The 20,187-nt window shown below is 62.6% G+C and carries 19 protein-coding genes; 4 read left to right on the top strand and 15 right to left on the bottom strand.

The window, feature by feature from the left end; all coding sequences use genetic code 11:
- Positions 1-7 precede the first annotated feature (7 nt).
- The 5 genes from rlmF to ACF8O8_RS01940 all read right to left on the bottom strand — a co-directional run bounded on the left by rlmF (position 8) and on the right by ACF8O8_RS01940 (position 6,413).
- Entirely contained in the window at positions 8-961 is a 954-nt protein-coding gene (gene rlmF, locus ACF8O8_RS01960; protein ID WP_392509175.1) for a 23S rRNA (adenine(1618)-N(6))-methyltransferase RlmF, read from the bottom strand.
- A 178-nt stretch (positions 962-1,139) separates the two neighbouring features.
- Positions 1,140-3,986: a valine--tRNA ligase gene (locus ACF8O8_RS01955; protein WP_350298259.1), complete on the bottom strand. Its 2,847-nt coding sequence runs from the start codon at positions 3,984-3,986 to the stop codon at positions 1,140-1,142.
- Between the two features lie 83 nt (positions 3,987-4,069).
- The gene (locus ACF8O8_RS01950) at positions 4,070-4,435 is read right to left on the bottom strand and encodes a hypothetical protein (protein ID WP_010952167.1); all 366 of its coding nucleotides are present in this window, start codon (positions 4,433-4,435) and stop codon (positions 4,070-4,072) included.
- A 5-nt stretch (positions 4,436-4,440) separates the two neighbouring features.
- A complete protein-coding gene (locus tag ACF8O8_RS01945) occupies positions 4,441-4,869 on the bottom strand; it encodes a DNA polymerase III subunit chi (protein ID WP_010952168.1) in 429 nt (142 codons plus the stop codon).
- 50 nt (positions 4,870-4,919) lie between these two features.
- Positions 4,920-6,413 carry a leucyl aminopeptidase gene (locus ACF8O8_RS01940; protein ID WP_010952169.1) on the bottom strand — a complete coding sequence of 498 codons (1,494 nt, stop codon included), beginning with the start codon at positions 6,411-6,413 and terminating at the stop codon, positions 4,920-4,922.
- A 301-nt stretch (positions 6,414-6,714) separates the two neighbouring features.
- On the opposite strand from ACF8O8_RS01940, the gene lptF reads away from it, so the two are divergent.
- Together lptF and lptG are read left to right on the top strand one after the other, a co-directional pair.
- Positions 6,715-7,830: an LPS export ABC transporter permease LptF gene (gene lptF / locus ACF8O8_RS01935; RefSeq protein WP_004575655.1), complete on the top strand. Its 1,116-nt coding sequence runs from the start codon at positions 6,715-6,717 to the stop codon at positions 7,828-7,830.
- The gene (lptG, locus tag ACF8O8_RS01930) at positions 7,823-8,884 is read left to right on the top strand and encodes an LPS export ABC transporter permease LptG (RefSeq protein WP_010952171.1); all 1,062 of its coding nucleotides are present in this window, start codon (positions 7,823-7,825) and stop codon (positions 8,882-8,884) included. The genes lptF and lptG overlap by 8 nt, the downstream gene beginning before the upstream one ends.
- Before the next feature lie 131 nt (positions 8,885-9,015).
- Here lptG and ACF8O8_RS01925 read toward each other — a convergent pair whose 3' ends face one another.
- The 10 genes from ACF8O8_RS01925 to ACF8O8_RS01880 form a co-directional block, all read right to left on the bottom strand.
- Positions 9,016-9,504, bottom strand: a complete 489-nt coding sequence (locus tag ACF8O8_RS01925; RefSeq protein ID WP_003255094.1) for an RDD family protein — start codon at positions 9,502-9,504, stop codon at positions 9,016-9,018.
- An 89-nt stretch (positions 9,505-9,593) separates the two neighbouring features.
- Positions 9,594-9,803 carry a cold-shock protein gene (locus ACF8O8_RS01920; protein WP_014589840.1) on the bottom strand — a complete coding sequence of 70 codons (210 nt, stop codon included), beginning with the start codon at positions 9,801-9,803 and terminating at the stop codon, positions 9,594-9,596.
- Between the two features lie 357 nt (positions 9,804-10,160).
- Positions 10,161-11,282: a glycine cleavage system aminomethyltransferase GcvT gene (gcvT, locus tag ACF8O8_RS01915; protein WP_010952173.1), complete on the bottom strand. Its 1,122-nt coding sequence runs from the start codon at positions 11,280-11,282 to the stop codon at positions 10,161-10,163.
- 27 nt (positions 11,283-11,309) lie between these two features.
- Positions 11,310-12,686, bottom strand: a complete 1,377-nt coding sequence (locus ACF8O8_RS01910; RefSeq protein ID WP_010952174.1) for an L-serine ammonia-lyase — start codon at positions 12,684-12,686, stop codon at positions 11,310-11,312.
- Between the two features lie 81 nt (positions 12,687-12,767).
- The gene (gene gcvP, locus ACF8O8_RS01905) at positions 12,768-15,623 is read right to left on the bottom strand and encodes an aminomethyl-transferring glycine dehydrogenase (protein ID WP_003255089.1); all 2,856 of its coding nucleotides are present in this window, start codon (positions 15,621-15,623) and stop codon (positions 12,768-12,770) included.
- Positions 15,624-15,634: 11 nt separating this feature from the next.
- Positions 15,635-16,018: a glycine cleavage system protein GcvH gene (gene gcvH, locus ACF8O8_RS01900; RefSeq protein ID WP_003255087.1), complete on the bottom strand. Its 384-nt coding sequence runs from the start codon at positions 16,016-16,018 to the stop codon at positions 15,635-15,637.
- Positions 16,019-16,321: 303 nt separating this feature from the next.
- Positions 16,322-16,789 carry a DoxX family protein gene (locus ACF8O8_RS01895; protein WP_392509174.1) on the bottom strand — a complete coding sequence of 156 codons (468 nt, stop codon included), beginning with the start codon at positions 16,787-16,789 and terminating at the stop codon, positions 16,322-16,324.
- Positions 16,782-17,555, bottom strand: a complete 774-nt coding sequence (locus ACF8O8_RS01890) for a DNA-binding domain-containing protein (RefSeq protein WP_392509173.1) — start codon at positions 17,553-17,555, stop codon at positions 16,782-16,784. Before ACF8O8_RS01890 ends, ACF8O8_RS01895 begins: the two co-directional genes overlap by 8 nt.
- Positions 17,552-18,385, bottom strand: coding sequence for a DUF692 domain-containing protein (locus tag ACF8O8_RS01885; protein ID WP_392509172.1), 834 nt, complete (start codon positions 18,383-18,385; stop codon positions 17,552-17,554). The genes ACF8O8_RS01890 and ACF8O8_RS01885 overlap by 4 nt, the downstream gene beginning before the upstream one ends.
- Positions 18,386-18,401: 16 nt before the next feature.
- On the bottom strand, positions 18,402-18,689 hold the full coding sequence (locus ACF8O8_RS01880) for a DUF2282 domain-containing protein (protein ID WP_010952179.1): 288 nt from the start codon (positions 18,687-18,689) through the stop codon (positions 18,402-18,404).
- Between the two features lie 223 nt (positions 18,690-18,912).
- Here ACF8O8_RS01880 and ACF8O8_RS01875 point away from each other — a divergent pair, with 223 nt between their 5' ends.
- Together ACF8O8_RS01875 and ACF8O8_RS01870 are read left to right on the top strand one after the other, a co-directional pair.
- Entirely contained in the window at positions 18,913-19,497 is a 585-nt protein-coding gene (locus ACF8O8_RS01875) for a sigma-70 family RNA polymerase sigma factor (RefSeq protein WP_392509171.1), read from the top strand.
- Entirely contained in the window at positions 19,487-20,128 is a 642-nt protein-coding gene (locus ACF8O8_RS01870) for a DUF1109 domain-containing protein (RefSeq protein WP_020189902.1), read from the top strand. The genes ACF8O8_RS01875 and ACF8O8_RS01870 overlap by 11 nt, the downstream gene beginning before the upstream one ends.
- Positions 20,129-20,187: the final 59 nt, after the last annotated feature.

The raw sequence follows: 20,187 nt of genomic DNA, 5'->3' as shown, positions 1-20,187 counted from the left end.
GGTTTTTTCATGCCTGTGATTTACGCTGGGCGTGCCAGGCTTGGCGTGCGGCGTCGTCAAGGAAGCTCCAGGCGACCATGCGGCTCTGTTTCTGCCCCTGGCCCATCTCAATGATGCGTACGGCCTTGGCGCCGGACTTCTTCAACGCGGCTTCGATGCCCGGCAGGTTGCTGGCCTTGGACACCAGGCTGGTGAACCAAAGTACCCGTTCGGCGTACTGCACGCTTTCGCCGATCAGCTGGGTGACAAAGCGGATTTCGCCACCCTCGCACCACAGTTCATTGTTCTGGCCACCGAAGTTCAGCACGGGCAGCTTGCGTTTGGGGGCCTGTTTGCCGAGGTTCTTCCATTTGCGCTGGCTGCCGCGGGTGGCTTCGTCGCGTGAGGCATGGAAGGGCGGGTTGCACAGGGTCAGGTCGAAGCGTTCGCCCTCCTGCAGCAGGCCGCTGAGGATGTGCGCTCGGTTGGCCTGCTGGCGCAGGGTAATGGCTTTGCCCAGGCCATTGGCCTGGACGATAGCCTTGGCCGAGGCCAGCGCCACCGGGTCGATGTCCGAGCCGAGGAAGCGCCAGCGGTAGTCACTGTAGCCCAGCAGTGGATAGATGCAGTTGGCCCCCACGCCGATGTCCAGCGCGCGCACTTGGGCACCCCTTGGGACGTCGCCGGCATTGTCATCGGCCAACAGATCGGCGGCTACGTGGATGTAGTCGGCACGGCCAGGAATGGGCGGGCACAGGTAATCGGCTGGGATGTCCCAGTGCTGGATGCCGTACTGGGCCTTGAGCAGTGCACGGTTGAACACGCGGACGGCTTCGGGGTTGGCAAAGTCGATGCTGGGCTTGCCGTGGGGGTTGGTGATGGTGAAACGGGCCAGATCAGGGTGGGCCTTGATCAGGCTGGGGAAGTCGTAGCGACCCTGGTGGCGGTTGCGCGGGTGCAGGGTGGGTTTGTTCGGGGTCATGGCAGTGTCCAGCCCTATACGAGCGGTGGCTTGAAGAACCTGGGGCTGCTGCGCAGCCCTTTTGCGACACAAGGCCGCTCCCACAGGAGGGTGGCGCCTTGAAGGTTGGCGCCGTCCTGTGGGAGCGGCCTTGTGTCGCGAAAGGGCCGTACAGTGGCCCCAACGGTCTCTCTAGTGATTACAGCGCTGCAATCCGCGCATGCTGCTCGGTGAAGTTGGCCAGGGCCTGTTCGGACTCGGCCAGCTTGGCGCGTTCCTTCTCGATCACCGCAGGCGGGGCCTTGTCGACGAAGGCTGCGTTGGACAGCTTGCCGCCAACACGTTGCACTTCACCTTGCAGACGCTGGATTTCCTTGTTCAGGCGCGCCAGCTCGGCATCCTTGTCGATCAGCCCGGCCATTGGCACCAGCACTTGCAGGTCACCTACCAGGGCGGTAGCGGACAGCGGCGCTTCGTCGGCATCACCCAGTACGGTGAACGACTCGACCTTGGCCAGCTTCTTCAGCAGCGCTTCGTTTTCCTGCAGACGGCGCTGGTCGTCGGCGTTGGCGTTCTTCAGGAACAGCGGCAGCGGCTTGCCGGGGCCGATGTTCATTTCGGCGCGGATATTGCGCAGGCCGACCATCAACTCTTTCAGCCACTCGATGTCGCCTTCGGCAGCGGCGTCAATACGTGCTTCGTTGGCCACTGGCCATGGCTGCAGCATGATGGTCTTGCCGTCGATGCCGGCCAGCGGCGCGATGCGCTGCCAGATTTCTTCGGTGATGAACGGCATGAACGGATGCGCAAGACGCAGTGCCACTTCCAGCACGCGCACCAAGGTGCGGCGAGTGCCGCGAGCGCGCTCTACCGGGGCGTTTTCGTCCCACAGTACCGGTTTGGACAGCTCCAGGTACCAGTCGCAGTACTGGTTCCAGATGAACTCGTACAACGCCTGGCTGGCCAGGTCGAAGCGGAACTGCTCCAGCTGGCGGGTTACTTCGGCTTCGGTACGCTGAAGCTGCGAGATGATCCAGCGGTCGGCCAGCGACAGCTCGTAGGCTTCGCCGTTCTGGCCGCAGTCTTCGCCCTTGTCCAGGACGTAGCGGGCAGCGTTCCAGATCTTGTTGCAGAAGTTGCGGTAGCCTTCGACGCGGCCCATGTCGAACTTGATGTCGCGGCCGGTCGAGGCCAGCGAGCAGAAAGTGAAGCGCAGGGCGTCGGTGCCGTAGCTGGCAATACCTTCGGGGAACTCGGCCTTGGTCTGCTTGGCGATTTTCTCGGCAAGCTTGGGCTGCATCATGCCGCTGGTGCGTTTTTCCAGCAGGGCGTCGAGGGTGATGCCGTCGACGATGTCCAGCGGGTCCAGCACGTTGCCCTTGGACTTGGACATCTTCTGGCCCTGGCCGTCCCGTACCAGGCCGTGCACGTACACGGTCTTGAACGGTACCTGCGGGGTGCCGTCTTCGTTCTTGATCAGGTGCATGGTCAGCATGATCATGCGCGCAACCCAGAAGAAGATGATGTCGAAGCCAGTCACCAGCACGTCGGTGGAGTGGAACTTCTTGAGGAATTCGGTCTGCTCCGGCCAGCCCAGGGTGGAGAATGTCCACAGGCCCGAGCTGAACCAGGTGTCGAGTACGTCGTCATCCTGACGCAGGACCACGTCGGCGCCCAGCTTGTGCTTGGCGCGCACTTCTTCCTCGTTGCGGCCAACGTAGACCTGGCCTGCCTCGTCGTACCACGCAGGAATGCGATGGCCCCACCACAGCTGGCGGCTGATGCACCAGTCCTGGATATCGCGCATCCAGGAGAAGTACATGTTCTCGTATTGCTTGGGCACGAACTGGATGCGGCCATCTTCCACGGCGGCGATGGCAGGCTCTGCCAGCGGCTTGGTGGAAACGTACCACTGGTCGGTCAGCCACGGCTCGATGACCGTGCCGGAGCGGTCGCCTTTCGGCACTTTCAGGGCGTGGTCGTCGATGCTGACCAGCAGGCCCTGGGCGTCCAGGTCGGCGACGATCTGCTTGCGCGCGACAAAGCGGTCAAGGTTGGCGTACTGGGCCGGCAGCTGGGTGTCGACCTGCTCGTTAACGCTGCCGTCGAGGTTGAAGGCCTGGGCGCTGGACAGCACGAAGGCGTTCTTGTCGAAGATGTTCAGCAGCGGCAGGTTATGACGCTTGCCGACTTCGTAGTCGTTGAAGTCGTGGGCCGGTGTGATCTTCACGCAACCGGTACCGAACTCGGGGTCGCAGTAGTCATCGGCGATGATCGGGATGCGGCGGCCGACCAATGGCAGTTCGACGAATTTGCCGATCAGTGCCTGATAGCGTTCGTCGTTCGGGTTGACGGCCACGGCAGCGTCACCCAGCAGGGTTTCCGGACGCGTGGTGGCAACTACCAGGTAGTCCTGGCCTTCGGCGGTCTTGGCGCCGTCGGCCAGTGGGTAGCGCAGGTTCCACAGGTGGCCTTTCTCGTCGTGGTTTTCCACTTCGAGGTCGGAGATGGCCGTGTGCAGCTTGGTGTCCCAGTTGACCAGGCGCTTGCCGCGGTAGATAAGGCCGTCTTCATGCAGGCGCACGAACGCTTCTTTTACCGCTTCGGAGAGGCCGTCGTCCATGGTGAAGCGCTCGCGGCTCCAGTCTACCGACGAGCCCAGGCGGCGAATCTGGCGGCTGATGTTGCCACCGGACTGATCCTTCCATTCCCAGACTTTTTCCAGGAACTTTTCGCGGCCCAGGTCATGACGGTTCTGGCCTTTGGCTTCAAGTTGGCGCTCGACCAGCATCTGCGTGGCGATACCCGCGTGATCGGTGCCTGGCTGCCACAGGGTGTCGCGGCCTTGCATGCGGCGGAAACGGATCAGGGCGTCCATGATCGCGTTGTTGAACCCGTGGCCCATGTGCAGGCTGCCGGTTACGTTCGGCGGCGGGATCATGATGGTGTAGGACTCGCCTGCACCTTGTGGAGCGAAATAGTTCTCGGACTCCCAGGTGTTGTACCAGGAAGTTTCGATTGCGTGCGGCTGGTAGGTCTTATCCATGCGCGGCGGGACCCTGTGCATTTATTCGGGAAAGCCGGGAAGTATAACCAAGCTGGGGGCCGCAGGCGACACCGTTGCCGGTTCTACTCGGAACGCTTGATCAGCCGCTCGATCCGCGCATCCAGCCGGCGCTTGATTTCGTTCTCGATATGCGGGGTAAAGTCGTTGATCACGTCCTGCATGATCATCTGCGCTGCGGCGCGCAGCTCGCTTTCCAGGTGCAGCAGGGTGTCCTGGCGGCGGGTCTGCGGGTCGTCCTCGGGCTCGGCAGCTACCGGTTCTGCGGGCGCCGCGGGATCGCTGGCGGCTTCGTCCAGCAGCAACGGAATCTGCTCTACCGTCTCGGTGAGCAGTGGCGGTTGCAGGTCGGCGTCGCCAAGCAGCTGACGGATCGACTCGAGGTCATCGAGCAGATGGGCGGAATCGGGCAAAGAGGAGGGCTTGTCCATCGTCGTCAAAGTCGCTGTAAGCGGTGGTCTTGCAGAGCATAGCCCTGTTCGCGGTAGAAACGGAATCGCTCACGGGCTGATTGGCGGATAGCCGGCTCTTCAACAACGATTTCGGCCACCCGCTCGAACTGCCCGACAAAGCCCGGCACGCTGGCGCCGAGGTTGATCAGCAGACCGTGGTGCTCGCCGGCGTTGTCAGCCAGGCCCAGAACCACGTCAGCATCGGCATGCACCTCGGCGAGGTCGTGGGGCACGAAGGCCTCGCCCTTGAAGCGCCACAAGCGCTGGTCCAGTTCACTGCGCTGTTCGGCATCCTGGCAGTGCAGATAGACCCGGTGGCCGAGGCGCCAAGCTTTCTCGCACAGTTTGCAGGCGAAATCGAGCCGCGCCGACAGCGAGTCGGTGGGCAGAATGTAGAAGTCGACTTTGCTCATGGTGGGAATCGCCGGCCGGTGGCGCGCAAGGCACCACCGGCTTCACGGCTTCAGGCGCCAGCGCGGTCCAGCAGGTACTGGGTCAGCAGAGGTACCGGGCGGCCAGTGGCGCCTTTGTCCTTGCCGCCACTGACCCAGGCGGTACCGGCAATGTCCATGTGCGCCCAGTTGTAGGCTTTGGCGAAGCGCGACAGGAAGCAACCCGCGGTGATCGTACCGGCCTTCGGCCCACCGATGTTGCCCATGTCGGCGAACGGGCTGTCCAGTTGCTCCTGGTATTCCTCGAACAGCGGCAACTGCCAGGCACGGTCGTCGGCGCGCTTGCCGGCATCGAGCAACTGCCCGACCAGGTCGTCGTTATTGCCCATCAGGCCGGAGGTGTGGCTGCCCAGGGCGACGATGCAGGCGCCGGTCAGGGTGGCGATGTCGATGACCGCCTGCGGCTTGAAGCGCTCGGCGTAGGTCAGGGTGTCGCACAGCACCAGGCGGCCTTCAGCGTCGGTGTTGAGGATTTCCACGGTCTGGCCGCTCATGGTGGTGACGATGTCACCTGGGCGGGTGGCGCCGCCGCTTGGCATGTTCTCGGCGCAGGCCAGCAGGCACACCAGGTTGATCGGCAGTTGCAGCTCGAGCACTGCACGCAGGGTGCCGAACACGCTGGCGGCGCCGCACATGTCGTACTTCATTTCATCCATGCCGGCGCCTGGCTTGAGGCTGATGCCGCCGGTGTCGAAGGTAATGCCTTTACCCACCAGCACGAATGGCTTGTCGGCCTTTTTACCGCCCTGGTAATTGAGCACGATCAGGCGTGGCGGCTGGTCGCTGCCCTGGCCCACGGCGTAGAACGCGCCCATGCCCAGGTCCTTGATCTTTTTCTCGTCCAGCACTTCAACCTTGAGGGCCTTGTGTGCCTTGCCCAGCTCCTTCGCCTGTTCGGCCAGGTAGCTTGGGTGGCAAAGGTTGGGCGGCAGGTTGCCGAGGTCGCGGGTGAAGGCCATGCCGCTGGCGATGGCGCTGGCATGCTTGACCGCACGCTCGACTTCGGCCTGGCCGGCTTTGTCGGCCAGCAGGGTGACCTTTTTCAGCGCGCGCGGCTCGGCTTTCTGGCTCTTGAAACGGTCGAACACATATTCGCCGTCCAGCAGGGTTTCGGCCAGCAGGCGGTACTTGCCGTAATGGGCGTCGCGGTTGCTGACCGCGATATCGTCCAGGGCCAGTACTGCATCAGCGCCGTTCAGGCCCTTGAGCACGCCAGCGACACTGGCCACCAGTTTGCGCCAGGCGCGGTCGCCCAGGGCTTCTTCCTTGCCGCTGCCCACCAGCAGCACGCGCTCGGCTTTCAGGCCCGAAAGGTTCTGTAGCAGCAGGGTCTGGCCCGGCTTGCCGGCCAGGTCGCCGCGCTTGAGCACGGCGCTGATGGCGCCTTCGCAGGCCTGGTCGACAGCCTGGGCAACAGTGCCGAGCTTGCGGTTTTCACCTACCGGAAGGACCAGTGTGGCGGTTTTTACGGATGCAGCAGCTACGCTTTTTACAACCAGTTCCATGTCAGGATCCCCGAATGATCGATACGAATGGCGCTGTGTGTTCCAGCGCTCTGGACGGGCCTGGCCGCGTCGTCGCGCACCAGCGGAAAAGCTGCCAGTTTGAGCCTGTGGCAAGCGTGCTGACAACCCCGATGTGCGCCTTCGTACGCGGCCAAGTGACAGGGGCGGTCAATCACAGGATAATGCGCGCACTTTACATGGAGGTTCGCCTTTGGCGAACCGGCATTGGTCTTGGATGTACTAAGTCATTGTTTGGCGCCATTGCATGGCAGTCCGCCCTGACAACCCAGGAGTGTCTGGTTTGATCGTCTTTCGTTATCTGTCCCGCGAGGTCCTGGTCACCTTGAGCGCCGTCAGCGCTGTGCTGTTGGTGATCATCATGAGCGGGCGCTTCATCAAGTACCTGGCCCAGGCTGCCCAGGGCGTGCTCGACCCGGGCGTGTTGTTCCTGATCATGGGCTTCCGCTTGCCAGGCTTCCTGCAACTGATTCTGCCTCTGGGGCTGTTCCTCGGCATCCTCCTGGCTTACGGGCGCCTGTACCTGGAAAGCGAGATGACCGTGCTGTCGGCCACTGGCATGAGCCAGCAGCGCCTGCTGGGCATGACCATGGCGCCGGCTGCCCTGGTTGCCCTGCTGGTGGCCTGGCTGAGCCTGAGCCTGGCCCCGCTGGGCGTGGCCCAGGTGCAGCAGATCATCAGCCAGCAGGATGCCCTGACCGAGTTCGACACCTTGGTGCCGGGCCGCTTCCAGACCTTGCGTGATGGCTCGCGGGTAACCTATACCGAGCAACTGTCGGATGACCGCATCAACCTGGGCGGGGTGTTCATCTCCGAGAAGCGCTTCAACCAGGACAAGACCAAGGACCGCGCCCCGTCGGTGCTGGTCGCCGAGAAAGGCCACCAGGAAATCCAGGCCGACGGCAACCGCTACCTGGTGCTGGAAAACGGTTACCGCTACGACGGCAACCCGGGCCAGGCCGACTACCGCGCCATCAAGTACGACACCTACGGCGTGCTGCTGCCCAAGCCGGAAGTCGCCGAGGAAGTGACCGAGCGCGAAGCGCTTCCCACCTCCGAACTGATCGGCAAGGAGGGCCTGCGTGAGCGCGCCGAGCTGCAATGGCGGTTGTCGCTGCCGATCCTGGTGTTCGTCGTCACCCTGCTGGCGGTGCCACTGTCGCGGGTCAACCCGCGCCAGGGCCGCTTCCTCAAGCTGCTGCCGGCAATTCTTCTGTACATGGCCTACCTGACAATGCTGATTTCCGTACGCGGCGCCCTCGAGAAGGGCAAACTGCCGATCGCCCTGGGCATGTGGTGGGTCCACGGCCTGTTCCTGCTGATCGGCCTTGGCCTGATGTACTGGGAGCCGCTGCGCCTCAAACGTGCCGCCCGCCGTGCGGAGGTGGCCCATGGCTAAGCTCGATCGCTACATCGGCCAGAGCGTGCTGCTGGCCATCCTGGCCGTGCTGGGGATCATCCTCGGCCTGGCTTCGCTTTTCGCCTTCATCGATGAAATGGGCGACCTGAGCGACACCTACACGGTGATGGAAGCGGGTAACTTTGTTCTGCTTACCGCACCTCGGCGGCTGTATGAAATGCTGCCAATGGCCGCCTTGATCGGTTGCCTGATCGGCCTGGGCAGTCTGGCCAGCAGCAGCGAGCTGACCATCATGCGTGCGGCCGGCGTGTCCATTGGCCGTATCGTCTGGGCGGTGATGAAGCCGATGCTGGTGCTGATGCTGGTGGGGCTGCTGATTGGCGAATATGTGGCACCGGTGACCGAGAACAAGGCCCAGGCCGACCGTTCCCTGGCCCAGGGTGGTGGTGAAGCACAAAGCTCCAAACGTGGCATGTGGCACCGCCAGGGCGAGGAGTACGTGCACATCAACGCCGTACAGCCCGATGGCCTGCTGCTGGGCGTGACCCGCTACCGCTTCGACAGCGAGCGCAAGATTGTCACCTCGAGCTTTGCCCGCCGTGCGCAGTACCAGAACGACCACTGGCTGCTCGCCGATGTGCGTACCACCTACTTCCGCGGCGACCACACCGAGGTGGTCAACGCGCCGGAGGAGCGCTGGGATGTTTCGCTCACGCCAGAACTGCTCAATACCGTGATCCTCGCGCCAGAGTCGCTTTCGATTACCGGGTTGTGGGATTACATCCACTACTTGTCTGATCAGGGCCTGAACAACTCCCGCTACTGGCTGGCGTTCTGGACCAAGGTGCTGCAGCCGATGGTAACGGCGGCCCTGGTGCTGATGGCGATCTCGTTCATCTTTGGCCCGCTGCGTTCGGTTACCCTTGGTCAGCGCGTGTTCACGGGTGTGCTGGTAGGCTTCGTGTTTCGCATTGGTCAGGACCTGCTTGGGCCGTCGAGCCAGGTATTCGGCTTCCCGCCGCTGCTGGCGGTGGTGATACCGGCGGGCATCTGTGCCTTGGCCGGTGTGTGGTTGTTGCGCCGGGCAGGTTAATAGCCTGAGCTGCACAAGAAAGCCGACCTCAGGGTCGGCTTTTTCATGGGTATTAATCTGGCCCGACCTCTTCGCTACAGGTACCGCGCAGGCATGAGGAAAGGGCCCGAAGGCAACTCCAATCCTCTGGCTTATTTCTTCTGTTTCGGCACCCGCACCAGCTGGCTTTCCGAATAGATGTCATGCCAACCGCGCTTGCGCTTGTCGATCAGCACCCAGAAAAAACCCAGCCCCAGGCACAGCCACGAGGCGATCGACACGACGAACCGCAACAGCGCCTGCCACAGGCTGATGGCCGAGCCATCGGCATTCTGCACCCGAACGCCCCATACCTGCATACCCAGCGTCTGCCCGCCGTGGGTCCAGAACTTGGCAAAGAAGCCGAACAGGGCAAACAGCAATACCGTAGACAGCAATGGGTCGCCATCCAGTGCGCCGGCCTCGGTCAGCTCGCGCATGCGTGCTTCGCCGATGATCGACATCTGAATCATCTTGTAGGCGCCGGCGGTCACGATCAGCAGTGCGGTGCACAGTAAAAAGTCATAGAACATCGCTGCCAGGCGCCGGCCCAGGCCGACCGGTGGAAAATCCCCTTGGGGAGTGAGTAGAGGCTTGGACATGCAGGACGCTCCAAAAGACGAGCCCACTATTCTACGGGCAAAAAAAAGCCCCTGCACTTGGCAGGGGCTTTTCAAAGTCTGGCGCTGGATCAGACAGGTTGAACCTTGTCAGCCTGCATGCCTTTCTGGCCTTGGACTGCTTCGAAGGTGACTTGCTGGCCTTCTTTCAGGCTCTTGAAGCCGTTGCCTTCGATAGCGCGGAAGTGAACGAAGAGATCCGGACCGCTTTCTGGGGTGATGAAGCCGTAACCTTTTTCGTCATTGAACCACTTGACGGTACCCTTCTGACGCTCAGCCATTGTCTTATTTCCTATGAAACTTAAATTTTGATGACAGTTACTTTCGCACTTTTTTGTAAGCGAAAGATTACTGGGCTGGGTTGCAGGAAGTAAGAGACGTCGAACGGGTTGTAGCAAATCTCGGCTACTGGCCCAGGTCACGAACTGTTGCGACCCATGCAAACACAGTGCAGTGACTCTACGCCAACTCTCGAGCGAAAAACAAGCCCTTGGTCGTATGGAAAACTGGCGGCTTGCCGATAACCGACCGATTTGTCGGAAACGGCATGGCGCCTGGCCTGGCGCCATGTTCAAAAGTTATTGGGCAGGTTCGAAAACGAATATGTCTATGCTGCCCAAAACCTTCACAAAGCCGTTTCAGCCACGGTAGTAACGTGGTGTCACGAAAGGCATTTTGCTGACTTTCAAGGCCACCTTCTTTCCACGCACCACGGCAAACAGTGCGGTGTCGAGTGCAGCATGTTCACTATCGATATAACCCATGGCGACAGGGGCAGCGAGTGTCGGGCCAAAGCCCCCGCTGCACACTTTACCCACCGGTTTATCGTTTGCGTCGACAATGTCCGCACCTTCACGAACAGGCGTACGCTCCTGCGGCAGCAGGCCGACACGTTTGCGCGCAACACCATCGCGCACGTGGGCGAAGATCGCCTCGGCACCCGGGAAGCCGGCAGCACGTGCACCGTCGGCACGGCGCACCTTGGAAATTGCCCACAGCAGGCTGGCTTCGATCGGCGTAGTCTCGCTGTTCATGTCGTGGCCATACAGGCACAGGCCAGCTTCCAGGCGCAGCGAGTCGCGTGCGCCCAAGCCGATCGGCTGTACTTCCGGCTCGGCCATCAGGCGGCGGGCCAAGGCGTCGGCAGCGTTGACCGGTACCGAGATCTCGTAGCCGTCTTCGCCGGTGTAGCCCGAGCGGCTGACGAAGCAGTCCACACCCAGCAGTTTTACCCGGCGGAACTGCATGAAGGTCATGCCGGCCACTTCTGGAGCCAGGCGTTCCAGCACCTTGACTGCAGCCGGGCCTTGCAGGGCGAGCAGGGCACGCTCCTCGAACAGCGGCTGCACCTCGCAACGGCTGCCGATGTGGGTTTGCAGGTGAGCCAGGTCCTGCTCCTTGCAGGCGGCGTTGACGACCAGGAACAGGGTGTCCTCGCCCAGGTTGGCAACCATCAGGTCGTCGAGAATGCCGCCTTGCTCATTGGTGAACATGGCATAGCGCTGCATACCCACTGGCAGGTCGATGATGTCCACCGGTACCAGGCTTTCCAGCGCCTTGGCGGCGTCAGCGCCACGCAGAATGATCTGGCCCATGTGCGAGACGTCGAACAGGCCGGCCTGCTCGCGGGTGTGCAGGTGTTCCTTGAGCACGCCCAGCGGGTACTGCACCGGCATGTCGTAGCCGGCGAACGGCACCATGCGTGCACCCAGTTCCAGATGCAGGGCATGCAGTGGGGTCTTGAGCAGTGTTTCGGACATCGATGACTCCTTACTGTCATTGTCGGGTCAACATTCGATGATGTTGACGGCCAGGCCGCCACGGGCGGTCTCTTTGTATTTGCTTTTCATGTCGGCGCCGGTCTGGCGCATGGTGCGGATGACCTTGTCCAGCGACACGTAGTGCTGCCCGTCGCCGCGCAGGGCCATGCGTACCGCGTTGATGGCCTTCACCGAGCCCATCGCATTGCGCTCGATACAGGGCACCTGTACGAGGCCGCCGATCGGGTCGCAGGTCAGGCCCAGGTTGTGTTCCATGCCTATTTCGGCGGCGTTCTCCACCTGCTGCACGCTGCCGCCCATCACTTCGCACAGCGCCCCGGCGGCCATCGAGCAGGCGACGCCGACCTCGCCCTGGCAGCCCACTTCGGCGCCGGAGATGGAGGCGTTTTCCTTGTACAGGATGCCGATGGCTGCGGCGGTGAGCAGAAAGCGCACCACCCCATCCTCGCTGGCCCCCGGGACGAATCGCATGTAGTAGTGAAGGACTGCCGGGACGATGCCCGCTGCGCCGTTGGTAGGGGCGGTGACCACACGACCGCCGTAGGCGTTTTCCTCGTTCACCGCCAAGGCGTAGAGGTTGACCCAGTCGAGCACGGACAGGGCGTCACGCAGGCTGGCTTCCGGGTGGCCGCTCAGTTGGCGGTACAGGGCCGGCGCGCGGCGCTTGACCTTGAGCCCTCCCGGTAATATGCCCTCATGCTGGCAACCTGCCGCGACGCAATCTTGCATCACCTGCCAGATGCGCAGCAGCCCGGCCCGGGTTTCTGCTTCTGGGCGCCAGGCGGACTCATTGGCCAGCATCACCTGGCTCACCGACAGGTCATGCGCGGTGCAGTGGCCGAGGAGCGCCTTGGCGGTCTTGAACGGATAGGCCAGCACCGTGGTGTCTTCGACGATGCGGTCATGGCCGGCAGCGTCCTCGTCGACCACGAAACCACCGCCTACCGAGTAGTACTCGCGGCTTCGGATTTGCAGGCCTGCGTCGTCGAAGGCGCGGAATATCATGCCGTTGGGGTGGTAGTCCAACGGCTTGCGGATCATCGCCAGGTGCTGCTTTTCGATGAACGCAATGCTGTGTTCGCCCAGCAGGTTGATGTGTCCGCTGTCGCGGATGACCTGCAGGCGGGCGGGAATGCTGTCGGTGTCGATAATGTCCGGGTGTTCGCCTTCAAGGCCCAGCAGCACGGCTTTGTCACTGCCGTGGCCTTTGCCTGTAGCGCCCAGTGAGCCATACAGCTCGGCTTTGACGCTGGCGGTGCGGGCCAGCAGGCCGTCACGGCGCAACCCTTCGGCAAACCGCGCAGCGGCGCGCATCGGGCCGACCGTGTGGGAGCTGGAGGGTCCGATGCCGATCTTGAACAGGTCGAAGACGCTCAGTGACATGTGGACCTCCTGCCAGGTTGTTGGGTGGACATTGAGCCCTGTAGGAGCCCGCCACCCAAGCCAGGTGGCGGGGAGGGGCTATCAGGCGTCCTGATAGCTCTCGATCGACGGGCAGGCGCACACCAGGTTGCGGTCGCCGAACACGTTGTCGACCCGGCCGACCGGCGGCCAGTACTTGCCTTCCACCAGGCTCGCCAGGGGGTATACCGCCTGCTCGCGGCTGTAGCCATGGGTCCATTCGCCAACCAGCTCAGCCGCAGTGTGCGGTGCGTTTTTCAGCGGGTTGTCGTCCTTGTCCAGGCTACCGTCCTCCACCGCGCGGATTTCTTCGCGGATCTGGATCATTGCGTTGCAGAAGCGGTCCAGTTCTTCTTTGGACTCGCTTTCGGTCGGTTCGATCATCAGCGTGCCAGCCACCGGGAAGGACATGGTCGGGGCGTGGAAGCCGAAGTCGATCAACCGCTTGGCCACGTCGTCGACACTGATGCCGCTGGTGTCCTTCAGTGGGCGCAGGTCGAGAATGCACTCGTGAGCCACCAGGCCGTTACCGCCGGTATACAGAACAGGATAGTGCTCTTCCAGGCGGCGGGCGATGTAGTTGGCGTTGAGGATTGCCATCTGCGAGGCACGTTTGAGGCCGGCACCGCCCATCATGCGGATATACATCCATGTGATGGGCAGGATGCTGGCGCTACCGAACGGCGCAGCGCATACCGCGCCCTGGGTGTTTTCCAGCTGTGCATGGCCTGGCAGGAACGGCGCCAGGTGCGACTTGACGCCAATCGGGCCTACGCCCGGGCCACCACCACCGTGCGGGATGCAGAAGGTCTTGTGCAGGTTCAGGTGGGAAACGTCGCCACCGAACTTGCCGGGTGCGCACAGTCCGACCATGGCGTTCATGTTGGCGCCGTCGATGTACACCTGGCCACCGTTGTCGTGGATGATCGCGCAGATTTCGCCGATCGCTTCCTCGAACACGCCGTGGGTCGACGGGTAGGTGATCATGATTGCAGCCAGGCGCTCGCGGTGCTCGATGGCTTTGGCGCGCAGGTCCTCGACATCGACGTTGCCACGGGCGTCACAGGCGGTAACCACGACACGCATGCCAGCCATGTGTGCGGTGGCCGGGTTGGTGCCATGGGCCGACGACGGGATCAGGCAGATATCGCGGTGGCCTTCACCCCGGCTGCGGTGGTAGGCGCGGATCGCCAACAGCCCGGCGTATTCGCCCTGCGAGCCGGCGTTGGGCTGCAGCGACACGGCATCATAGCCAGTGGCCGCGCACAGCATGGCCTCCAGTTCGGTGGTCATCTGCAGGTAGCCCTGGCTCTGCTCGGCCGGGGCGAATGGGTGCAGGTTGCCGAACTCGGCCCAGGTGACCGGGATCATCTCGCTGGCGGCGTTCAGCTTCATGGTGCACGAGCCCAGCGGAATCATGCTGCGGTCCAGCGCCAGGTCCTTGTCGGCCAGGCGGCGCAGGTAGCGCATCAGCTCGGTTTCGCTGTGGTAGCGGTTGAACACCGGGTGTTCGAGGATGGCCGACTGGCGCAGCAGGGCGGCAGGCAGCAGGGAACCGGTGCTGGCGGCCAGTGCGGTGAAATCAGGCTGTGCCTGCTCGCCACCCAACAGCTGCCACAGCGACTCGACGTCAGCCTGAGTGCTGGTTTCGTCCAGAGACAAGCCCACATGGGCGGCATCGATCTGGCGCAGGTTGATGCCCTGGGCGCGTGCCTTGTCATGCAGGCTGGCGGTGGCAGTGCCGGTGGCCAGGGTCAGGGTATCGAAGGCGCTGGCGCCCACCACTTGTACGCCCAGCGCCTTCAGGCCGGCGGCGAGGATCGCGGTCAGGGCGTGGGTGCGCTCGGCAATGCGCTTGAGGCCGGCAGGGCCGTGGTACACGGCGAACATGCTGGCGATGTTGGCCAGCAGCACCTGGGCGGTGCAGATGTTGCTGGTGGCCTTTTCGCGGCGGATGTGCTGCTCGCGGGTCTGCATGGCCAGACGCAGGGCGGTTTTGCCGAAGCGGTCGATCGACACGCCGACCAGGCGGCCAGGCATGTCGCGCTTGAACGCGTCGCGGGTGGCGAAGTAAGCCGCGTGCGGGCCACCGAAGCCCAGTGGCACGCCGAAGCGCTGGGCGCTGCCGATGGCCACGTCGGCGTCGAATTCGCCCGGTGGGGTCAGCAGGGTCAGGGCCAGCAGGTCTGCCGCTACGGCGACCAGAGCGTTGGCAGCGTGGAAGCGCTGCACGACCTCGCGGTAGTCGAACACTTCACCGTTGCTGGCCGGGTATTGCAGCAGGGCGCCGAAGAAGGCGCTGACATCGCCCAGCTCGCGCTCGTCGCCAACCACAACCTCGATACCCAGCGGCTCGGCACGGGTGCGCAGCACGTCGAGGGTTTGCGGGTGACAGTGCACGGAGGCGAAGAAGGCATGGCTGGACTTGTTCTTCGACAGGCGCTTGCAGAAGGTCATGGCCTCGGCCGCAGCAGTGGCTTCGTCGAGCAAGGAGGCGTTGGCGATCGGCAGGCCGGTGAGGTCGCTGATCAGGGTCTGGAAGTTCAGCAGTGCTTCCAGGCGGCCTTGGGAAATTTCTGGCTGATACGGGGTGTAGGCGGTGTACCAGGCCGGGTTTTCCAGCAGGTTGCGCAGGATCGGTGCCGGAGTGTGGGTGTTGTAGTAGCCCTGGCCGATGTAGCTTTTGAACAGCTGGTTCTTGCCAGCGATGGCCTTGAGCGCAGCGAGCGCGTCGGCCTCGCTCTGGCCGTCGTGCGAGCCAAGCACGCTGGTACCTTTGATGCTGTCGGGGATGACCGCAGCGGTCATGGCGTCCAGCGAGTCGAAGCCCAGTGCAGTGAGCATGGCCTGTTCGTCAGCGGCGCGCGGGCCTATGTGACGGGCGATGAATTCGTTGGCGGTGCCGAGGTTGATGGTCATGGCGGGATTCCTCAGGCGTCGTCGTTGGCTTTGAGCAGGCGGTCGTAGGCGTCCTGGTCGAGCAGAGCGGTTACGGCTTCTGCATCGGCAGGGATGAAGCGGAAGAACCAGCCTTCGCCCATCGGGTCTTCGTTGACCAGTTCAGGGCTGTCTTCGAGCTGGCCGTTGACCTCGACCACTTCACCCGTCAGTGGCATGTACACGCCGCTGGCGGCCTTGACCGATTCGACGGTGGACGCTTCGCTGCCTTTCTCATACTGCTGCAACTCTGGCAGTTGCACGAAAACCACGTCGCCAAGGGCATTCTGGGCGTAGGCGGTGATGCCCACGGTGACGCTGCCATCGGCTTCGACGCGCAGCCATTCGTGATCTTCAGTGAAACGCAACTCGCTCATGGGGAATCCTCGGGAAGCAGGGCGTTGGGGGCGCGGTGGCGCCGCGCTCTTAGGGTAGGATTCCCTTAGCAATAATGCGGCCAACCTATAAAATTTCTTATTTATCAATAGATTACGTAAATTTACGGAGAAGCCGTATTTATCGTGTGGAATGATATCGTTACAGGTGCCTCTGAGAGGAAAAGGGTTTGAGCATCAAACCCTTGTGCACCGACGGCGAGGAGGCTGTGTATCGTTTTCGCTACGACGTAGCGAAAACGATACATGTGGTGCCTGGACTGGCGAGGTGCCAATGGCCTTCGGTCATCTCACTTTCAGCAGATGATCCAGCGAAAACGCGCCGGCGCCTCGGGCAACCAGGAGCAGCAAGAGCCCTGCCCAGGTCAGGTGGGTGGGCCACGCATCGGGGTAGACGAACACTTCGATCACCAACGTCATGCCCAGCAGTGCCAGCGCCGATAGCCGGGTCATCAGCCCGAGCACCAGCAATAGCGGGAACAAGTGCTCAGCGTAGGCGGCCAGGTGCGCTGCAATCCAGGGCGAGAGTAGAGGCAGCGCGTACTCGGTGCGGAACAGCTCATAGGTGCCGGGTGTAAGGGTGAGGAAACCCTCCACTTTGGTGCGTCCGGAAAGAAAGAATATCGAGGCGATCCCGAACCGGGCGACCAGGCACAACAGGTCATCGCTCAAACGGCGCTCGAGGCTCTGTGCAACGTGGTTCCAGGCGCGCCGCAGGCTGCTGGCCGGAGGTGTGAAATCGGCACTAGCCATGGTGGTGTTCTCCTGTGAAGGCGAGTGAGCGAAACGCCTGGGCCGTCATCAGGCGCCCGAGCATCTCGGTGAAATCCAGGTCGGTTTCAGCGTGTCGCGCCAGGTTCGAGGCCTGCATCAGCGACTGTCCGGCAGCACAGGCCTTGAGAAACGCATGGCCACCTTTTCCCAGTGGCTGGTGGCATACGCCATCAGCGGTGCCGACAAACAGCACCCCTTCGCCCACCCATGGCTGGTCATCGGGCCAGGCAACCTGCTCGCGGGCGCAGCGCCACAGGGTGTACACAGGGTGCGCCTCGCACCAGTACCAGCGAGCACTGGCACGGGGGTGCAAGCAACCGTGATCAAGATCGCTGGGGGTCATGCCTGCCAGTTCGACAAGGTTCAGGCACGTTTCGTACGGCGCACTGAAGGCTTCTGTCCAACGCAGGTCCAGGCGGGCGACTTCCGCCAGATACGGCACAGCGTGCTGTGACTGAATGTCTTCGAGGAAATCCGGGAAGGTCGCGCCGTAGCAGATCAGCCGGGGATCGCTGGGGGGGAATTGCCGCGCATAGATTGCCGCGGTCTCGTCCATCCAGGCGCGCCCGACGAGTGTGCACACGCTCGGAAAGTTTGCGCGCAGCGCATCCACGCAGCCGGCCAACACCGTGTTGCGATAAACCGCGAACGCCGCTTGTTCGGTCACGCCCGCAAGCTGGGGAGCGGGACGGGAATAGAGTGCCTCGATGAACGCTTGCTGGAACTGACCAAGGGAAAGGTTCATGGCAATACACCTGGGCAAGTCATGATCGACTGTGCAATGGACCGTTCAGCAAGCAGTTCGGTGAACGGGGGAAGCTTGTCGTCACGTTCAATGAGGGTCGGGCGCGGGCCGACACGGGATACCAGTTTGCGGTACAGCGCCCATACAGGCTCGGCGACCTGCGCATCATGAGAGTCGATCAGCAGGCTGCCTTGGTCATCGTCGCTGTGCCCGGCCAGATGAACTTCTGTGATGGCTTGCGCTGGAAAGCGGTCCAGGTAGGCAGTTGCCGAGAACCCCAGATTGTGAGCGCTCACGTAGACGTTGTTGATGTCCAGCAACAGACCACAACCGGTGCGACGTGTCAGTTCGCCAAGAAAGTCGATCTCGTCCCATTCATGGCCCTGCAGCTGCAAGTAATGACTGGGGTTTTCGATGGATATCCGCCGGCCCAAAACCTCCTGGCATCGCTGGATGTTTTCAGCGATGCGCTGCAGGGCTTCGTTGCTGCGCGGAAATGGCAGCAGGTCTGGATGGTAGTGCCCCTGCCAGGTTGACCAGGCCAGGTGCTCTGATACCAGTACCGGTTCGATCTGATCGCACAGTGCGCGCAGACGCTGCAGATGGTCCTGATCGGGGGCCGCGTCAGCCGCAAGCGAAAGTGCCACACCATGCAATGAGACCGGGTGCCGCTCTGCGATTCGGTTCAGCCAGGCAAGGCGAGGGCCACCGACCATGTAGTTCTCCGGGTGAACTTCAAACCAGAGCCCTTCGAGATTGCACGCCAGCGCCTGGTCGTAGTGCTCGGCCTTCAGGCTGACTCCGGCGCCCATTCGTGCGTCTGCGTTCATGGTCGGTTTCCCCTGATCAAGACTTGATAGGTGTCAGCGAGCCCATGCCGGCGGGTGTCTTGATCGATGTGCAGGTGCCGGCGGGGACGTTTTTCCAGTGCATGCCGTCGTAGTCCTTCTTCGCACTGCCAGCGCAGCTGGTGCCGGCGCCGGCCTTGCAATCGTTCTTTCCTGCCATGGCGACGCCGTAGCATTTTTCCATGGCAGCGCCATTGCCTGCGGGTTGCGTGCTGTCGGCCGCCATGGCGGCGCCTGCAAGCGTGGCAAGCGCGAGTGCTGCGGTGGTGAGGGCGAGGGTTTTCATGGTCAATCTCCTGAGAGTGTGGCCGTGGTCTATACCGGCGGCTCATGGAGTAATTCGTGCCTTGCGTAAAACGGGTTACAGCCTTGGAAGAAATTTTTTCAGGGCGAGTCTTCACGACCTGATGTTGAAGCCAAGGGCATGGCATATTTGCAGCACCTGCGTGCCACACGGCGGGAGCGGATGAATCAAGTCAATTGTATTCAGGGTGTAACCCAGGCGACCCATGCAGCGAACTAACTCACAGGATGAGCTCGAGGCTCGCGAGGCCCGGTTGAAAGCACTGTTGCTTCAGGGGCTGACAGGCGACCAGCTGGCCTATCAGGATTTTCTTGGCACGCTTGCGCTGCATGTACGTGCGTTTCTGCGCAGCCGTCTGAGCAGGCGCCCGGCCGAGATAGAGGACATGGTGCAGGATGTGCTACTGGCGGTGCATAACGCGCGCCACACTTACCAGCCGCAGCAGCCTTTGACTGCCTGGGTGCAGGCGATCGCCCGTTACAAGCTGGCGGATCATCTGCGAAGTGTTTCACGTCGCGACGTCCGGCATGATGTGCTGGACGATGAGGCGCAACTGTTTGCCGTCTCGGAGGTTGAATCAGCCGAGGCCAGCCGAGACCTGACCAAGCTGCTCAAACAGCTGCCAGAGCGGCAACGACTGCCGATTGTTCATGTCAAGCTGGAGGGTTTGTCTGTCGAGGAGACGGCACAACTTACCGGGCTTTCCAGTTCAGCGGTAAAGGTTGGGATACATCGAGGTCTGAAAGCGCTATCCAGGCTGATTGGAGGAGCCAACAACCATGAAGACTGACGATTTGATTGCCTTGCTGGCCGCAGGCGAAGGGCCAGTGCCGCGCCACGCCGTTGGCAGGCGGATGGCAGTGGCTGTGCTGGGCGGGCTGACCGCAGCACTGCTGCTGACTATTACCCTTTACGGTGTACGCAGTGATATCACAGAGGTCGCACAAACCCCGCTGTTCTGGGGCAAAGTCGCCTTTCCGACCAGCTTGGCGTTGATCGGGCTGTGGTTGACGAGCCGCTTGGCCAGGCCAGGGGGGAAGGGTGCTGCAGGCTGGAAGATGCTCGGCTTGCCACTGCTGCTGGTCTGGTGCGGGGCGGCGGTGAGTATCGCCGGGGCGCCTGTGGATGCGCGCGCCGACCTGTTGTTCGGGCGCACATGGCGTACCTGCGCACTGAATATCGCGTTGCTGTCGGTGCCGGCCTTTGTCACCGTGTTCTGGGCGCTGAAAGGCTTGGCGCCGACCCGGTTACGGCTGGCAGGTGCTGCCGGTGGCCTGCTGGCGGGGTCGAGCGCAACGGTGGCCTACTGCCTGCATTGCCCGGAAATGGGCGTGCCGTTCTGGGGGGTGTGGTATGTCCTCGGCATGCTCGTGCCGACGGTGTTCGGTGCCTGGTGGGGCCCCCGCATGCTGCGTTGGTAGGCTGTACCGGCAGGCCCCACGCAACTCAGAACGACGTTCTGATTGCTTGCCCTGGCTTC

Origin of the sequence: Pseudomonas sp. TYF_14, assembly GCF_043105275.1 — a bacterium.
GTDB classification, from domain to species: Bacteria; Pseudomonadota; Gammaproteobacteria; order Pseudomonadales; family Pseudomonadaceae; genus Aquipseudomonas; species Aquipseudomonas alloputida.
The sequence above is the reverse complement of the archived record's forward strand: the minus strand, read 5'-3'. Positions and strand labels throughout refer to the sequence as shown.

Coding starts and splice junctions, on each gene's coding strand:
- rlmF (WP_392509175.1), bottom strand. CDS start 961: ATGACCCCGAACAAACCCACCCTGCACCCGCGCAACCGCCACCAGGGT.
- ACF8O8_RS01955 (WP_350298259.1), bottom strand. CDS start 3,986: ATGGATAAGACCTACCAGCCGCACGCAATCGAAACTTCCTGGTACAAC.
- ACF8O8_RS01950 (WP_010952167.1), bottom strand. CDS start 4,435: ATGGACAAGCCCTCCTCTTTGCCCGATTCCGCCCATCTGCTCGATGAC.
- ACF8O8_RS01945 (WP_010952168.1), bottom strand. CDS start 4,869: ATGAGCAAAGTCGACTTCTACATTCTGCCCACCGACTCGCTGTCGGCG.
- ACF8O8_RS01940 (WP_010952169.1), bottom strand. CDS start 6,413: ATGGAACTGGTTGTAAAAAGCGTAGCTGCTGCATCCGTAAAAACCGCC.
- lptG (WP_010952171.1), top strand. CDS start 7,823: ATGGCTAAGCTCGATCGCTACATCGGCCAGAGCGTGCTGCTGGCCATC.
- ACF8O8_RS01925 (WP_003255094.1), bottom strand. CDS start 9,504: ATGTCCAAGCCTCTACTCACTCCCCAAGGGGATTTTCCACCGGTCGGC.
- ACF8O8_RS01920 (WP_014589840.1), bottom strand. CDS start 9,803: ATGGCTGAGCGTCAGAAGGGTACCGTCAAGTGGTTCAATGACGAAAAA.
- gcvT (WP_010952173.1), bottom strand. CDS start 11,282: ATGTCCGAAACACTGCTCAAGACCCCACTGCATGCCCTGCATCTGGAA.
- ACF8O8_RS01910 (WP_010952174.1), bottom strand. CDS start 12,686: ATGTCACTGAGCGTCTTCGACCTGTTCAAGATCGGCATCGGACCCTCC.
- gcvP (WP_003255089.1), bottom strand. CDS start 15,623: ATGACCATCAACCTCGGCACCGCCAACGAATTCATCGCCCGTCACATA.
- gcvH (WP_003255087.1), bottom strand. CDS start 16,018: ATGAGCGAGTTGCGTTTCACTGAAGATCACGAATGGCTGCGCGTCGAA.
- ACF8O8_RS01895 (WP_392509174.1), bottom strand. CDS start 16,789: ATGGCTAGTGCCGATTTCACACCTCCGGCCAGCAGCCTGCGGCGCGCC.
- ACF8O8_RS01890 (WP_392509173.1), bottom strand. CDS start 17,555: ATGAACCTTTCCCTTGGTCAGTTCCAGCAAGCGTTCATCGAGGCACTC.
- ACF8O8_RS01885 (WP_392509172.1), bottom strand. CDS start 18,385: ATGAACGCAGACGCACGAATGGGCGCCGGAGTCAGCCTGAAGGCCGAG.
- ACF8O8_RS01880 (WP_010952179.1), bottom strand. CDS start 18,689: ATGAAAACCCTCGCCCTCACCACCGCAGCACTCGCGCTTGCCACGCTT.
- ACF8O8_RS01875 (WP_392509171.1), top strand. CDS start 18,913: ATGCAGCGAACTAACTCACAGGATGAGCTCGAGGCTCGCGAGGCCCGG.
- ACF8O8_RS01870 (WP_020189902.1), top strand. CDS start 19,487: ATGAAGACTGACGATTTGATTGCCTTGCTGGCCGCAGGCGAAGGGCCA.